The sequence below is a fragment of the Trinickia acidisoli genome (assembly GCF_017315725.1).
Lineage (GTDB): Bacteria > Pseudomonadota > Gammaproteobacteria > Burkholderiales > Burkholderiaceae > Trinickia > Trinickia acidisoli.
On sequence record NZ_JAFLRG010000001.1, the window covers coordinates 3,226,238 to 3,242,099 of the forward strand.

The 15,862-nt window shown below is 64.6% G+C and carries 12 protein-coding genes; 5 read left to right on the forward strand and 7 right to left on the reverse strand.

Annotated elements, in window-relative coordinates; translation table 11 throughout:
* Positions 1-19: 19 nt before the first annotated feature.
* From nadA to purN, 5 genes are all read right to left on the reverse strand, one after another.
* Positions 20-1,153, reverse strand: coding sequence for a quinolinate synthase NadA (gene nadA, locus J3485_RS14755; RefSeq protein WP_206953698.1), 1,134 nt, complete (start codon positions 1,151-1,153; stop codon positions 20-22).
* Positions 1,154-1,317: 164 nt separating this feature from the next.
* Complete coding sequence (locus J3485_RS14760; RefSeq protein ID WP_206953700.1) at positions 1,318-2,514, reverse strand: DesA family fatty acid desaturase; 1,197 nt, start codon at positions 2,512-2,514, stop codon at positions 1,318-1,320.
* 210 nt (positions 2,515-2,724) lie between these two features.
* A complete protein-coding gene (locus J3485_RS14765; protein WP_206955824.1) occupies positions 2,725-4,137 on the reverse strand; it encodes a mechanosensitive ion channel family protein in 1,413 nt (470 codons plus the stop codon).
* A 72-nt stretch (positions 4,138-4,209) separates the two neighbouring features.
* Positions 4,210-5,535 carry an RsmB/NOP family class I SAM-dependent RNA methyltransferase gene (locus J3485_RS14770; protein WP_445267849.1) on the reverse strand — a complete coding sequence of 442 codons (1,326 nt, stop codon included), beginning with the start codon at positions 5,533-5,535 and terminating at the stop codon, positions 4,210-4,212.
* A complete protein-coding gene (gene purN, locus J3485_RS14775; protein ID WP_206953703.1) occupies positions 5,532-6,182 on the reverse strand; it encodes a phosphoribosylglycinamide formyltransferase in 651 nt (216 codons plus the stop codon). The genes J3485_RS14770 and purN overlap by 4 nt, the downstream gene beginning before the upstream one ends.
* Before the next feature lie 149 nt (positions 6,183-6,331).
* Between purN and J3485_RS14780 the strand changes: the two genes are divergently transcribed.
* The 5 genes from J3485_RS14780 (at position 6,332) to dut (ending at position 12,709) form a co-directional block, all read left to right on the forward strand.
* The gene (locus tag J3485_RS14780) at positions 6,332-7,345 is read left to right on the forward strand and encodes a bifunctional riboflavin kinase/FAD synthetase (protein ID WP_206953705.1); all 1,014 of its coding nucleotides are present in this window, start codon (positions 6,332-6,334) and stop codon (positions 7,343-7,345) included.
* A 116-nt stretch (positions 7,346-7,461) separates the two neighbouring features.
* Entirely contained in the window at positions 7,462-10,299 is a 2,838-nt protein-coding gene (gene ileS, locus J3485_RS14785; RefSeq protein WP_206953713.1) for an isoleucine--tRNA ligase, read from the forward strand.
* Positions 10,299-10,805 (forward strand): signal peptidase II, encoded by a 507-nt coding sequence (lspA, locus tag J3485_RS14790; protein WP_206953715.1) that lies wholly within the window; start codon positions 10,299-10,301, stop codon positions 10,803-10,805. Before ileS ends, lspA begins: the two co-directional genes overlap by 1 nt.
* A gap of 130 nt (positions 10,806-10,935) precedes the next feature.
* Entirely contained in the window at positions 10,936-12,150 is a 1,215-nt protein-coding gene (gene coaBC / locus J3485_RS14795) for a bifunctional phosphopantothenoylcysteine decarboxylase/phosphopantothenate--cysteine ligase CoaBC (RefSeq protein WP_206953718.1), read from the forward strand.
* A gap of 112 nt (positions 12,151-12,262) precedes the next feature.
* Positions 12,263-12,709: a dUTP diphosphatase gene (dut, locus tag J3485_RS14800; RefSeq protein WP_206953720.1), complete on the forward strand. Its 447-nt coding sequence runs from the start codon at positions 12,263-12,265 to the stop codon at positions 12,707-12,709.
* Positions 12,710-12,845: 136 nt separating this feature from the next.
* On the opposite strand, the gene clpA is transcribed toward dut, so the two are convergent.
* Both clpA and clpS read right to left on the reverse strand, forming a co-directional pair.
* Positions 12,846-15,143 carry an ATP-dependent Clp protease ATP-binding subunit ClpA gene (clpA, locus tag J3485_RS14805; protein ID WP_206953723.1) on the reverse strand — a complete coding sequence of 766 codons (2,298 nt, stop codon included), beginning with the start codon at positions 15,141-15,143 and terminating at the stop codon, positions 12,846-12,848.
* Complete coding sequence (gene clpS / locus J3485_RS14810; RefSeq protein ID WP_102648748.1) at positions 15,140-15,454, reverse strand: ATP-dependent Clp protease adapter ClpS; 315 nt, start codon at positions 15,452-15,454, stop codon at positions 15,140-15,142. The genes clpA and clpS overlap by 4 nt, the downstream gene beginning before the upstream one ends.
* Between the last annotated feature and the right edge of the window lie 408 nt (positions 15,455-15,862).

Here is a 15,862-nt window from a genome sequence, read left to right on the forward strand (position 1 = left end):
CGCCAATGCGGCGCGCGTGTCAGGCCGCGCCGACGTTGGCGAAGAGCGTCGTGTCGCGAGCCAGATCCCCGCTCGCCTGCACGCGCTTTTTGTGTGCGGCCGCGAACGCGAGCATCCGATCGATCGGCACGCGCGCACGCTCGCCGACGGCGGCATCGACAAAGATCTCGTTGTGGCCGCGCTCGAGCACGTCGACCAAATTCGCGAGCCCGTTCATCGCCATCCACGGACAGTGCGCACAGCTCTTGCACGTCGCGCTATTGCCGGCCGTCGGCGCTGCGATGAACGTTTTGCCGGGCGCCGCAAGGCGCATCTTGTGCAAGATGCCGAGATCGGTCGCGACGATGAAATGCGTCGCATCGAGACGCGTGGCCGCGTCGATCAATTGAGTCGTCGAGCCGACGACGTCGGCCTGCACCACCACGCTCGCCGGCGACTCGGGATGCACGAGCACCTTGGCGTGCGGATGCTCGGCTCGCAGCAAATCGAGCTCGATGCCTTTGAACTCGTCGTGAACGAGACACGAGCCCTGCCACAGCAGCATGTCGGCGCCCGTCTGCCGCGCGATGTAGTCGCCGAGATGGCGGTCCGGTGCCCACAGAATCTTTTCGCCGCGCGCGTGCAAGTGCGCAACGATCTCGAGACCGATAGACGACGTCACCATCCAATCGGCGCGGGCCTTCACCGCAGCGCTCGTGTTGGCATAGACGACAACCGTGCGATCGGGGTGCGCGTCGCAAAATGCCGAAAACTCGTCGGCCGGGCAGCCGAGATCGAGCGAGCAGGTTGCGTCGAGATCGGGCATCAGAATGCGCTTGCCGGGGCTCAAGATCTTGGCGGTCTCACCCATGAACCGCACGCCCGCCACGACGAGCGTTTGCGCATCGTGATCGCGGCCAAAGCGGGCCATTTCGAGCGAATCGGCCACGCAACCGCCCGTCTCGTCGGCGAGCTCCTGCAGCTCGGCGTCGACATAGTAATGCGCGACGAGCACCGCTTTTTCCCGCTCGAGCAGCGTACGCACGCGTGCCTTCAACTGCGCGCGCTCCTCGGGCGACGGCGCCGGCGGCACCTTCGCCCACGCGTGGCCGACGCCGCACACGGCGCCCGCGAGCGGCTTGTCGAATTCGACGGCTTTGATGGCCGGGTCCATCCTGTTCTCCTCTAGTCGGCCTGGCGGCGTTGGCCTCTCGCCTGGCGATCGAGGTGAGCCGAGCGCATCACAAGGGCCCAAAAATGCAACACCCCGCCAACGCGGGGTGTGTGTGACGTAACGAAATTTTAATGGATTTCGCGTTTTGGCGTGTTCCGGCGCGCTTAAGCGTACCGGCGCAAACGCATCGCGAACTCCTGCAATGCCTTGATGCCGCTTTGCTCGGCGCGATGACACCAATCTTGGAGCTGCACCAGCAATTGTTCGCGCGAGGCGTTCGAGCGTTCCCAGATCGCGCTCAGGTCGTTGCGCAATTCGATGAACGTGCTCAGCGTTTGGCTATTCGCGAAGATCTCGGGCAGTTGGCGCTTCTGCGGCTCGTCGAGCCCCGCTTCGTCCTTATGGAACCACGTGCGCGCGCCGCGCATCAGTTGGTACTTCTCGCCTGAGCCGATTTCCTTGAGGCGCGCGAGCTCCTGCCGGTAGGCTCGCTTGACCGTCTTCGCGTAGCGCGCCATGACCTCGTAGCGATTCGTCAGCACCGCCTGCAGCGTGTCTTGGTCGAGCACGAGCTTGTCGGAGGTCAGACGCGGCGTGGGCGCGATCTTCTTGACTTTCGCCAGGCCGAGAACCGACATCAAGCGGATGTAGCCCCAGCCGATGTCGAACTCGAACCACTTGTTCGACAGCTTGGCCGACGTCGCGAACGTATGGTGATTGTTGTGAAGCTCTTCGCCGCCGATCAGGATGCCCCACGGGAAGATGTTCGTGCTCGCGTCGGCCGAGTTGAAGTTGCGGTAACCCCAGAAATGCGCGAGCCCGTTGACGACCCCGGCCGCCCAAAACGGAATCCACATCATCTGCACGGCCCACACCGACAGCCCGACGATGCCGAACAGCGCAACGTCGATCACCATCATGATGCTCACGCCGAGGATCGGATAGCGCGTGTACACGTTGCGCTCGATCCAGTCGTTCGGCGTGCCGTGGCCGAAGCGGCGCAACGTTTCTTCGTTCTTGGCCTCGGTGCGGTACAACTCCGCTCCCTCGAGCAGCACCTTCCAGATGCCGCGCGTTTGCGGGCTGTGCGGATCCTCTTCCGTTTCGCACTTCGCGTGATGCTTGCGGTGGATCGACGCCCACTGGCCCGTGAGCATGCCGGTCGTCATCCACAGCCATAGCCGGAAGAAGTGGCTCGCGGCCGGGTGCAGATCAAGCGCACGATGCGCCTGACAGCGGTGCAAATACACGGTCACGCCGATGATCGTCACGTGCGTGAGGGCAAGCGCGATCAGCACGATTTGCCACCACGAGCAGCGAAGGAAGCCGTGCGCGAGAAAATCAAGAAGGGAATTCAGCAAGGTGTTCTACCTGTGTTGCAGCGAGACCCGCTTGGATGCGGATGCCGAAAAGAGGAAAGCTAGTCTTTCAAAGCTGAACGGCATTCTACTGCAATCGCTGCAAGTATTTGTAACAAATGAAGTTTTTTGCGCTGCACAAGCGCAGCGACGACCATTTTTTACCGATTTACGGCGTACCCAACCGGCTGCGACCTATCGCCGCAGGGACGATCACGCGCCCGTCGATGCATCCCGAGCCAGCCCCGTGCCCGAATTGCTCGAATCGGCGGCGGTGCCGTGCGCCGCATCGATTGCCGGATCTTGGGCGATTTCGACGGCGCTGCCGAGTATCGCGGGCAGGCTGCCGACGAGATGGACGTCGCGCCGCGCATAGGGGATCGAGATGCCGTGCTCGTTGAAGAGCCGCCAAATGTTGCGGTTGACGGTCGAGCGCGTGCCGGTCGTGCCTTTGGCCGCTTCCTCGACCCAAAAGCCGAGTTCGAGGTTGATGCCGTCGGTGCCGAAGCCGACCAGATACGCCGCCGGCGCGGGCTCCTCGAGCACGCGCTCGACGCCGCGCGCCGCCTCGACGAGCAATGCCATCGCGCGCTCGAGATCGGACGTGTAGGCGATCTGCACCGCCGCCTTCGCGTAGCCGCGCGTGAGATACGACGAGTGGTTCTGGACGACGTCCGTGATGAGCTTTTCGTTCGGAATCAGCGTCTCGATGCCGTCGAGCCCGCGTACCGTGGTGTAGCGCGTGCGGATCTCGGTCACCATGCCTTGCAAGCCCGAGACATTGATCGTGTCGCCGATCCGCAGGGAACGATCGATCAAGATGATGAAACCCGATACGTAGTTGCTGGCGATTTTTTGCAGGCCGAAGCCGAGCCCAACACCGAGCGCGCCCCCGAACACGCCGAGCACCGTGATGTCGATGCCGACGAGCGAGAAGCTGATGAGCAGGGCCGCCAGCACGAGCAGCGCGCGCCCGACGCGCGCGAGTACGACCCGCAGGTTCGCGTCGACCGAATGCGCACGCATTACCCGGTCCTCGTAAGCCGAGCCGAGCCACAGCGCAAAAATCAGCGTAGCGCAGACCCACATCAAGCCCGTCGTGAGCGAGAGCAGCGTCATGTGCGCGGTGCCGATACGGAACCGGACCGATGCCATCCAGCGCAGCACTTCGTCCTGAATGCCGAGCACGGTCACGACCATGCCGATCCAGACCGCCACCGAGACGATCCTTTCAGCGATCGAAAGCCACGCGTGCGCCTGCCCGGTCCGCCCGAATACGCGACGCGCGATAAAAAAGAGGATGTAGATCAGCGCAATGCCGATCAGCGGCACGAGCGCGAGTTCGAGCAGCGACGTCGACATGTAATCGTCGAGCACCGTTTCCGCGACCCAGACGAGCACCCCGCCCAGCAGCGGGAACAACGCTTTGTGCAGACTTTCGGCGCCGAAGCGCACGGCTTCGTGCCGGGCGCGACGGTGCGAATCGAGCTTGTGGCGCACGAGCCGCGCGAGCAGCCATGCGACGAGCAGCGTGCCGAGCAGCGTACCGGCCTGCCAGATCATCACGGGCTGACCGTAATCGCGCACGATGCCGGCCAGCATATGGGAGAGGATGTGGTTCTGCATCATGTCGATAAGGGGCCGCCCCGCGCGCGCGCGGCGAACGACCTCGGCCTTGCGCGCGTCGAACCGTTCATCTCAAGCGCGCCGCTCGAGGATCGCCGCGAAGAAACCGTCCGTCGCGTGCCGGTGCGGCCAGAGCGAGAGGTAGTCACCCATCTCGAGTTCGATGCGTTGCTCGGCGAGCACCTGACCGGCCGGCACAAGCGCGAAATCGGGGTGATCGGCGAGAAATTGCACGACGATCGCCTCGTTCTCGGCTTCGAGCACGCTGCAGGTCGCATAAACGAGGCGGCCGCCCGGCTTCACGAGACGCGCGGCGCTGGACAGGATCGACGCCTGCTTCGGCGCGAGTTCCTCGACGGCGTCCGGGCCCTGGCGCCATTTCAGATCGGGGTTGCGGCGCAGCGTGCCGAGGCCGCTGCACGGCGCATCGACGAGCACGCGATCGATCTTGCCGGCCAGGCGCTTGATCTTGGCGTCGTGCTCGCTATCGATCAGCACCGGATGCACGTTCGACAAGCCGCTGCGCGCAAGGCGCGGCTTGAGCTTGGCCAGACGCCGGTCGGAGACGTCGAACGCGTACAGCCGCCCCGTCGAGCGCATCGCCGCTCCGAGCGCGAGAGTCTTGCCGCCGGCGCCGGCGCAAAAGTCGACGATCATCTCGCCGCGGCGCGGCGCCACGAGCGCGCAGAGCAATTGGCTGCCTTCGTCCTGAACTTCGATCCAGCCGTCCTCGAACGGCTTGAGCTTGGTCAACGCCGGCTTGCCCACGACCCGCACGCCGAACGGCGCAAACGGCGTCGCGCCCGCTTCGATGCCGGCCGCCTGCAACGCGTCGAGCACCTGTTCGCGGTTCGCCTTCACAGGATTGACGCGCAGATCGAGCGGCGCCGGGTAGTTGAGCGCCGCGGCGAGCTGAGCCAATTCCTCGGCATCGAACCGCTTGGAGAGCGGCTCGACGATCCAGCCGGGCAAGTTCGTCCGCACACGCAGCGGCAGGCTTGCCGGATCGATCTTCGAGACGTGCTCGAGCCAAGCGCCCTCCGCCTCGGAAACGAACCGCGCGAGCGCCGCGCGGCCGGCCGTCTGCATGAGGCCGAGCAACGCCAGGCGTCGCGTGGGGCTGCCGCTGCCGCTTTCGGCCAGATGCGCGAACTCCATGCGCCGGCGCAACACGGCGAAAACGGCTTCGGCGATGACGCCGCGCTCCGCATGCCCAAGCTTCGGATGGGCGCGGAAAAAGCGGCTCGTGGTGGCGTCGGCCGGGCCGGTGAATTTGAGAACCTCGGCGAGCAGCGTTTCGGTCTGTCCGACCAAAAAGCCGTGCAGAATCGAATCGCGCTTGCCGCCGGTGCGGCCGGCGGCCTGGCTGCCCTTGTCTTTCTTCTTCATGGTCTTCATGCAGCCGCCCCTTGTGTGTCCGAGAAATACCATTGCGGCTCCGGCGGCGTCACGGCAACTCGCAGCCCCGCGACCGCCAAGCGCTCTTCGACGAACCAGCGCACCGCGCGCGGATAAATGACGTGTTCGACCGCGAGCAGGCGCTTGGCGAGCGAGCCCGGATCGTCGCCGGCCGTGACCGGCATGGCCCCTTGCACGACGATCGGGCCGTGATCGAGCTCGGGCGTCACGAAATGCACGGTCGCGCCGTGCAGCACAACGCCGGCTTCAAGCGCGCGCTCGTGCGTGCGCAGCCCCGGAAAGCTCGGCAACAGCGACGGGTGCACGTTCAGCATGCGGCCCGCGTAACGCTCGACGAAGCCGGAAGTTAGCACGCGCATGAAGCCGGCCAGCACGACGAGGTCGGGGGAAAAGCCGTCGATGACGTTGGCCAGTGCGGCATCGAACGCCTCGCGCTCGGCAAAGCCGCCATGTTCGACGACGGCCGTCGCGATGCCTTGCGCCGCCGCGAACGCCAGCCCGGCGGCGTCGGGCCGGTTCGAGACGACGGCGGCGATGCGCGCCGGCCAGCGCTCGGCCGCACAGGCGCGTACGATGGCTTCCATGTTGCTGCCGCGCCCGGAAATCAAAATCACGATATTTTTCATCCGGCGATTTTATCACCCGGGGGACCGCCCAAAGCCGCGCGCCGCCGCGCCCGGCCCCGAGCGTTTATAATCTTCTGCTTTGCGGCATTTGCCGCGCGCCCATCGATGATCGGCTTCGCGGCTTCGCGCCGCCCACCCCAACGGCTATCGTGAGAGTCTTCCGCGGTCTTCCCAACGCCGAAAGCCGCGCGCCCTGCGCGCTGACGATCGGTAACTTCGACGGTGTCCACCGCGGCCACCAGGCGTTGCTCGCCCTTGTGAACGAGGCCGCGCACGCGCGCGGCCTGCCCGTGTGCGTCATGACCTTCGAGCCGCATCCGCGCGAATTCTTCAACCCGGCGGGCGCGCCGCCGCGCATTGCGATGCTGCGCGACAAACTCGAAGCGCTACGCACGAACGGCGTCGAGCGGGTCGTCGTCGAGCATTTCAACCACACGTTCGCCAGCCAATCGCCCGATGCGTTCGTCAAACGCATCCTCGTCGACGGGCTGCATGCGCGCTGGGTGCTCATCGGCGACGATTTCCGCTACGGTGCCAAACGTGCCGGCGATTTCGCCTCGCTCAAGGCGGCTGGAGAACAATACGGGTTCGAGGTCGAGCAAATGTCGACCGTTGCCGATCCGAGTGGCGCGCGTATTTCGAGCTCGGGCGTGCGCACCTCGCTCGTCGCCGGCGATTTGGACGCCGCGCGCGCCGCACTCGGGCGGCCTTACGCGATCAGCGGGCACGTGGTACACGGGCTCAAGCTGGGCCGCGACCTCGGTTTCCCGACGCTGAACCTACCGATCGCCCACAAGCGCCCCGCGCTGGCGGGCATTTTCATCGTGCGCGTCCACGGCATCGGAGACGCCCCGCTGCCGGGCGTCGCGAGCCTCGGGCTGCGTCCGACCGTCGACGATTCCGGGCGCGTCCTGCTCGAAGTGCACTTGGTCGATTGGCACGGCGACGCCTATGGCAAACTCGTGCGCGTCGAATTTCTGAAGAAGCTGCGCGACGAGGAGAAGTTCGCCGATCTCGAAACGCTGACGGCGGCCATCGCGCGCGACGTCGCGGACGGGCGCGCGTACTTTGCGGCGCTCGACGGCGCCCGATCCGACGCCGATGCCGCGCCGGGCAGCCGCACGACGGGGTTCTCCACGTCGGCGACCGACCGAATTCGCTAGCCGCGTATCGGCACACGGCCACGGCGCGGCGAGCGCTCGGCCGTGCGAAGCACTACCACAAACTCAATACCGAAGCGCCCACGGCTCGGGCGCCCACCGATTTCAGCGATAGCACCATGAGCGACAAGAAAGCCGATTCGAAATCCCAGGCCAAGTATCCGGTCAACCTGCTCGAGACGCCGTTTCCCATGCGCGGCGATCTGCCCAAGCGCGAACCTCAATGGGTCAAGGCATGGCAGGAAAGCCGGATCTACGAGAAGATCCGCGCGGCGAGCGCGGGCCGGCCGCGCTTCGTCCTGCACGACGGCCCGCCGTACGCGAACGGCGACATCCACCTTGGCCACGCGGTCAACAAGATCCTGAAGGACGTCATCGTCAAGTCGCGCAACATGGCCGGCTTCGACGCACCGTACGTGCCGGGCTGGGATTGCCACGGCATGCCGATCGAGATCCAGATCGAAAAGCAATTCGGCAAGTCGCTGCCGGCGGCCGAAGTGCAACGTAGGGCCCGAGCCTACGCGGGCGAGCAGATCGAAACGCAAAAGGCGGGCTTCAGACGGCTCGGCGTGCTCGGCGACTGGGACAATCCGTACAAGACGATGAACTTCTCGAACGAAGCGGCCGAGATCCGCGCGCTCGCCAAGATCCTCGAGAACGGCTACGTGTTTCGCGGCTTGAAGCCCGTCAACTGGTGCTTCGACTGCGGCTCGGCGCTGGCCGAGGCCGAGGTCGAATACAAAGACCGCGTCGATCCGTCGATTAGCGTCATGTTCCCGTTCGCGGAATCTGAAAAGACGGCGCACGCATTCGGCCTGCCCGCGCTGCCGCGCGCCGAAGGCGGCATCGTCATCTGGACGACGACGCCGTGGACGATTCCCGCCAACCAAGCGCTGAACGTGCACCCCGAGCTCGACTACGCGCTCGTCGATACCGAGCGCGGCCTGCTCGTGCTCGCGCAAGAACGCGTCGAGGCCAGCCTCACGCAGTTCGGCCTCGCGGGCAGCGTCATCGCCACGGCGCCGGGCGCGAAACTCGCGAATCTGCGCTTCCACCATCCGCTCGCGTCGGCGCACCTCGGTTACAAGCGCACCTCGCCCGTCTATCTCGGCGAGTACGTCACGATCGATTCGGGCACGGGCGTCGTGCACTCGTCGCCGGCCTACGGCGTGGAAGACTTCCAATCGTGCAAATCGCACGGCATGGTCGACTCCGACATCATCAACCCGGTGATGGGCGACGGCCGCTACATCGAATCGCTGCCGCTGTTCGGCGGCCTCACGATCTGGGAAGCGAATCCGAAGGTGGTCGAGGCGCTCACCGGCGCGGGTACGCTGCTGCACACCGAAAAATACCGGCACAGCTACATGCATTGCTGGCGCCACAAAACGCCGATCATCTACCGCGCCACGTCGCAATGGTTCGCGGGCATGGACCTCACGCCGAAGGACGGCGGCGCGACGCTGCGCGAAACGGCGCTCGCCGGCGTCGAAGCCACGGCGTTCTACCCGTCCTGGGGCAAGCAGCGTCTGTACAGCATGATCGCGAACCGCCCCGACTGGACGCTCTCGCGGCAACGTCAATGGGGCGTGCCGATGGCGTTCTTCGTCCATAAGGAAACGGGCGCGCTGCATCCGCGCACGCTCGAGTTGCTCGAAGCCGTCGCACAACGCGTCGAAGCAGGCGGCATCGAAGCGTGGCAAACGCTCGACCCGCGCGAATTGCTCGGCGACGACGCGAACCTCTACGAAAAGAACCGCGACACGCTCGACGTCTGGTTCGATTCGGGCACGACGCATTGGCACGTGCTGCGCGGCTCGCACAAAGCCGTCTCGCAGTTCCCGGCCGATCTTTACCTCGAAGGCTCCGACCAGCACCGCGGCTGGTTCCACTCGTCGCTGCTCACGGCCTCGATGCTCGATGGCCGCGCGCCGTACCGTGCGCTGCTCACGCACGGGTTCACCGTCGACGGCGAAGGCCGCAAGATGAGCAAATCGCTCGGCAACGGCATCGATCCGCACGAGGTCGCGAATCGGCTCGGTGCCGAGATCATCCGCCTGTGGATCGCCTCGACCGACTACTCGGGCGAGCTCGCGATCTCCGAGGAAATCCTCAAGCGCGTGACGGAAAGCTATCGCCGCATCCGCAACACGCTGCGCTTTTTGCTCGCGAACCTGTCGGATTTCGATCACGCGCAGCACGCGGTGCCCGTCGACGCATGGCTCGAGATCGACCGATACGCCGTGGCGCTCACCGACGAACTGCAAAAGGACATCCTCGCGCACTACGAGAAGTACGAGTTCCACCCTGTCGTCGCGAAGCTGCAGACGTTCTGCTCCGAAGACCTCGGCGGGTTCTATCTCGACGTGCTCAAGGATCGCCTCTATACGAGCGCGCCGAACTCCCCGGCACGGCGTTCGGCGCAAACGGCGCTGTATCACATCGCTCAGGGTCTCTTGCGCGTGATGGCGCCGTTCCTCTCGTTCACGGCCGAAGAAGCGTGGAAGGTGTTTCAGCCGGGCAGCGAGACGATCTTCACCGAAACGTACTACGTCTATCCAGACGTCGCCGGCGCCGAGGCGCTGCTGTCGAAATGGTCGCTGCTGCGCGCGGCGCGCGGCAACGTGACGAAAGCGCTCGAAGACGCGCGTTCGACGAATCAGATCGGCTCGTCGCTGCAGGCGGAAGTGAGCATTCGCGCAACGGGCGCCACCTACGACGCGCTCGCGAGCCTCGGTGACGATCTCAAATTCGTCCTCATCACGTCGGATGCGACGCTCGTCAAGGTCGAGTCCGATGCCGAGGAAGGTGTCGAAGTCGTCGCATCGAAGTACCTCAAATGCGAGCGCTGCTGGCACTATCGGGCCGACGTCGGCGCGCATGCGGAGCACCCGACGCTGTGCGGGCGCTGCTTCGGCAACCTGTTCGGCAACGGCGAAAAAAGGAGCGCTGCATAATGGCGAAATCGCGTTCGATACAGGCGAGCGGCGGCGCGTCGCTCGCTCCGTGGCTTGGGATCTCGCTGATCGTCATCCTGTTCGATCAGCTCACGAAGATCGCCGTCACGAAGGTGTTCGCCTATGCCACGCCGTACGCTGTGACGTCGTTCTTCAATTTCCTGCTGATCTTCAATCGCGGCGCGGCGTTCAGCTTCCTGTCGACCGCAAGCGGGTGGCAGCGGTGGGCATTCACGGGCCTGGGCGTGGCGGCGGCCTGCCTCATCGTCTATCTGCTCAAGCGCCACGGCAATCAGCGGCTCTTTTGCACGGCGCTTGCGCTCATCATGGGCGGGGCACTAGGCAACGTCATCGACCGTCTCGTGCACGGCCGCGTGATCGACTTTCTCGATTTTCACGTCGCCCACTGGCACTGGCCGGCATTCAACCTGGCTGACAGCGCAATCGTCATCGGCGCAATGCTGCTCGTGCTCGACGAGTTGCGGCGCGTGCGCGGCGCGCGCTGAGGTCCCTACCCTTAACCCACGGCGAGCGTCGTGGGCCGGCGGCGAATCGGCCACCGCGGAAGGCGGCGCGTCGAAGGGGTAAAAAGGAAGTGCCGGCATCGGGGGCACTCCCGTGCATTCGGAGGCAACGTTGGCAACCGCAGAACTCGAAGGCAGGCACCTGCTGCTCGGCATGACGGGCGGCATCGCTTGCTACAAGATCGCCGAACTCACGCGGCTGATGACCAAGGCGGGGGCGACCGTGCAGGTCGCCATGACCGAGGCGGCAACGCAGTTCATCACGCCCGTCACCATGCAGGCGCTGTCGGGGCACCCTGTCTTCACGAGCCAGTGGGACGCGCGCATCGACAACAACATGCCGCACATCGACCTCTCGCGCGCGGCCCACGCGATCGTGATCGCGCCGGCTTCGGCCGATTTCCTCGCGAAGCTCGCGCATGGCCGAGCCGATGAGTTGCTCTCCATTCTGTGTCTCGCGCGCGAGTGCCCGCTGCTCGTCGTGCCCGCGATGAATCGGCAGATGTGGGCGAACCCCGCCACGCAGCGCAACGTCGCGCAGCTACGTGCCGACGGCGCCGTCATCCTCGGCCCCGACGCGGGCTCGCAAGCCTGCGGCGAAGTCGGCGAAGGTCGCATGATCGAGCCCGAGGCGGCCTTCGAAGCAATCGTCTCGTTCTTCCGGCCCAAGGTGCTCGCAGGCCGGCGCGTGCTCATCACGGCCGGGCCGACGTTCGAGGCGATCGATCCGGTGCGCGGCATCACGAACCGCTCGAGCGGCAAAATGGGCTTCGCGCTCGCGCGCGCCGCGCAGCAGGCCGGTGCCGACGTCCGTCTGATCGCAGGGCCCGTCGCACTCGCTACGCCCTGGGGCGTCGAGCGCGAGGACGTCGAGACGGCGCAGCAGATGCACGACGCCGTCATGCAATCCGTGGCCGATTCCGACGTCTTCATTTCCGTGGCGGCCGTGGCCGATTGGCGCGTGGCGCAGACGAGCGAACACAAGATCAAGAAGACGGCAGCGCAGTCCGTGCCGTCCCTCTCGTTCGTCGAAAATCCCGATATCCTTGCCACCGTCGCACGGCTGCCGAGCCCGCCCTACTGCGTCGGTTTCGCGGCGGAAAGCGGCGACCTCGAAAAGAACGGCGCACAAAAGCGCATCAAGAAGAACGTCCCCTTGCTCATCGGCAATCTCGGCCCAGCCACGTTCGGCCGCGACGAGAACGAAGTCGTGCTGTTCGAAGCCACGGGCACGACGCGTTTGCCGCGCGCAGGCAAAGACGCGCTCGCGAGCATGCTGATTGCCGAAATTGCACGACGCCTACCCGATGCGAGCCTCATCTCGTGATGACGAAGCGCGATGCCGCGAATCATCGGCTGAGCACGTGCCGGCATGTACTCGACATGTTGGCGGCTGAGCCGCACTGTCCCGACACGTCTGCCGAACCTACTCGAAACCTATGAACCTCGACCTCAAGATTCTCGATGCGCGCATGCGCGACTACCTTCCCGCCTACGCGACGCCGGGCAGCGCCGGGCTCGATCTGCGCGCGTGCCTACAAGCGCCGATGACGCTCGAGCCTGGACAAACGGTGCTCGTGCCGACAGGCCTGGCGATTCACGTCGGCGATCCCGGCTTCGCTGCGCTGATCCTGCCGCGCTCGGGACTCGGTCATAAGCACGGCATCGTCCTCGGCAATCTGATCGGCTTGATCGACTCCGACTACCAGGGCGAGCTGATGATTTCAACGTGGAACCGCGGACAGACGACGTTCACGCTGAACCCGATGGAGCGCCTCGCGCAGCTCGTGATCGTTCCCGTCGTGCAAGCGCACTTCAACATCGTCGACGACTTTGCGCCGAGCGAGCGCGGAGCGGGCGGCTTCGGCAGTACCGGCAAGCACTGACCCACACGAGCCGCCCGAACAGCAGGCGGCCCATGGCGCTCACCGCTCTCGCGGCGAACCAAACGCAAAAACGGCGCTTCGAACCACGAAGCGCCGTTTTTGCGTTGGCGAACCCAGGACCGCCTGTTCTGCTGGCCTACTCGACTTCGACCGTCTCCGGATTCGGATTGCGCGGCGCGGCGTTCTCGTCGAACGTCAACTGCACCTTGTCGCTTTCGTCGACGTCGACGGTCACGCGGCCACCGTTCATCAGCTTGCCGAACAGCAGCTCGTCGGCCAACGCGCGGCGGATCGTGTCCTGAATCAACCGCTGCATCGGACGCGCGCCCATCAACGGATCGAAACCATGCTTCGCCAGGTGTTTGCGCAGTGCATCGGTGAAGAGCGCATCGACCTTCTTCTCGTGCAGTTGATCCTCGAGCTGCATGAGGAACTTGTCGACCACGCGCATGATGATTTCTTCATCGAGCGAGCGGAAGCTGATGACCGAATCGAGCCGATTGCGGAACTCGGGCGTGAACATCCGCTTGATGTCGGCCATCTCGTCGCCCGTTTCGCGGCGCGACGTGAAGCCGATCGTGCCCTTCTGCATCGACTCCGCACCCGCATTCGTCGTCATGATGATGATGACGTTGCGGAAATCGGCCTTGCGACCATTGTTGTCGGTCAGCGTGCCGTGATCCATCACCTGCAGCAACACGTTGAAGATGTCCGGATGCGCTTTCTCGATTTCATCGAGCAGCAACACGCAGTGCGGCTTCTTCGTGACAGCTTCGGTCAACAACCCGCCTTGATCGAACCCGACATATCCCGGCGGCGCGCCGATCAAACGGCTGACCGCATGCCGTTCCATGTATTCCGACATGTCGAAGCGAATCAACTCGATGCCGAGCGTGAACGCAAGCTGACGCGCGACCTCGGTCTTGCCGACACCGGTCGGGCCGGAAAACAGGAACGCGCCGATCGGCTTGTCCGTTTTGCCGAGGCCCGCGCGCGCCATCTTGATCGCCGCGGACAGCGCGTCGATGGCCGGGTCTTGGCCGAACACGACAGCCTTCAAATCGCGGTCGAGCGTCTGCAGCTTGCTGCGGTCGTCCTGCGACACGCTTTGCGCGGGCACGCGCGCGATCTTGGAGATGATGTCCTCGATCTCGCCCTTGCCGATCGTCTTCTTTTGCTTCGACTTCGGCAAAATCCGCTGCGCCGCGCCGGCTTCGTCGATCACGTCGATCGCCTTATCGGGCAGATGACGGTCGGTGATGAAGCGAGCCGACAGCTCGGCGGCGGCCGACAACGCGCCGGACGAATATTTGACGCCATGATGTTCTTCGAAGCGCGACTTGAGCCCGCGCAGGATCGCGACGGTTTGCTCGACGGTCGGCTCCGTCACGTCGATCTTCTGGAAGCGCCGCGACAGCGCCGCGTCCTTTTCGAAGATGCCGCGATACTCGGTGAACGTCGTCGCGCCGATGCACTTGAGCGTGCCCGAGGACAACGCGGGCTTGAGCAGGTTCGAGGCGTCGAGCGTACCGCCCGATGCCGCACCCGCGCCGATCAAGGTATGAATTTCGTCGATGAACAAAATCGCGTGCGGACGCTCCTTGAGCTCCTTGAGCACGGTCTTCAGACGCTGCTCGAAATCGCCGCGATACTTCGTGCCGGCGAGCAGCGCGCCCATGTCGAGCGAGTAGACCTGGGCATCGGCGAGAATGTCGGGCACTTCGCCGCGCGTGATGCGCCACGCGAGCCCCTCGGCGATGGCGGTTTTGCCAACGCCGGCCTCGCCCACGAGCAGCGGGTTGTTCTTGCGACGGCGGCAGAGCACTTGCACGACACGCTCGACTTCCGCCTCGCGCCCGATGAGGGGATCGATGCGGCCGTCCTTCGCCATCTGATTCAGATTCTGCGTGAACTGCGCGAGCGGCGTTTCCTTTTGCGACGCGGCGTCTTCCGCTTCCGCGTTCGTATCGCCGGTCTTGGCCGCATCGCTGCTGCTCGTCTTCGCGATGCCGTGCGAAATGAAATTCACGACGTCCAGACGCGTCACACCCTGCTGCTGCAGGTAGTAGACAGCGTGAGAATCCTTCTCGCCGAAGATCGCCACGAGCACGTTCGCGCCCGTGACCTCCTTCTTACCGTTCGAGGTCGACTGCACGTGCATGATCGCGCGCTGAATCACGCGCTGAAAGCCGAGTGTCGGCTGCGTGTCGACGTCGTCGGTGCCGGGCACCGTCGGCGTGTTGTCGTGAATGAAGTTGCGCAGATTTTGGCGCAGATCCTCGATGTTGGCCGCGCACGCGCGCAACACCTCGGCAGCCGTCGGATTGTCCAGCAACGCCAGCAAGAGATGTTCGACCGTAATGAACTCATGCCGCGCTTGGCGTGCTTCCATGAACGCCATGTGCAAGCTGACTTCCAGTTCCTGGGCAATCATGCTTCCTCCATCACGCATTGCAGCGGATGCCCTGCCTGCCGTGCGTGGGTAACAACTTGCTCGACCTTGGTCGCCGCGATATCCCGCGTATAGACCCCACATACCCCCCGCCCTTCGCGATGCACCTTCAGCATGATCTGCGTAGCGGTCTCTCTATCTTTATTAAAGTATTCCTGCACGATCATCACGACAAATTCCATTGGCGTGAAATCGTCATTCAGTAGGACAACCTTATACATGGACGGCGGTTTCAGCGCTTTTTCCTGCCGCTCCAGTACGGTGCCATCCTGCTTGTCCGGGATAATCGCCATACACCCATTCTAAACAACTCGGACGGGCCCGCAATCCTGCAAAAACCCGACCGACCAGTTGGTGGACCGGGCCGCCGCCGAGCGACGACCCATCGCGCATTCACGCGCGTCGATCGCCGGCTACTTCCCGCATCGTGCGCATCGTGCGCATCTCGCGCTCCGCCGCGCCCGCCGCCGCTTTCCTCGCGGCGGCCGAACGTCGCGGCCGCTTCGAGTATCGCACATAGCGTGCCGACTTTCCCGGCGCCGCGCCTGACGGTTCGCACGACGAAGCTAGAAGTCGCGCCGAGCTTAATTTGAGTCGATTATGCGACTTTTCAAGAGCTCCCGCTTGCGCCACCGCACAAAAGGAAAGCGGGAGAAACCCTGAATTCCCGCACTCGACGCAACGCTCCAAGAAACATCTCA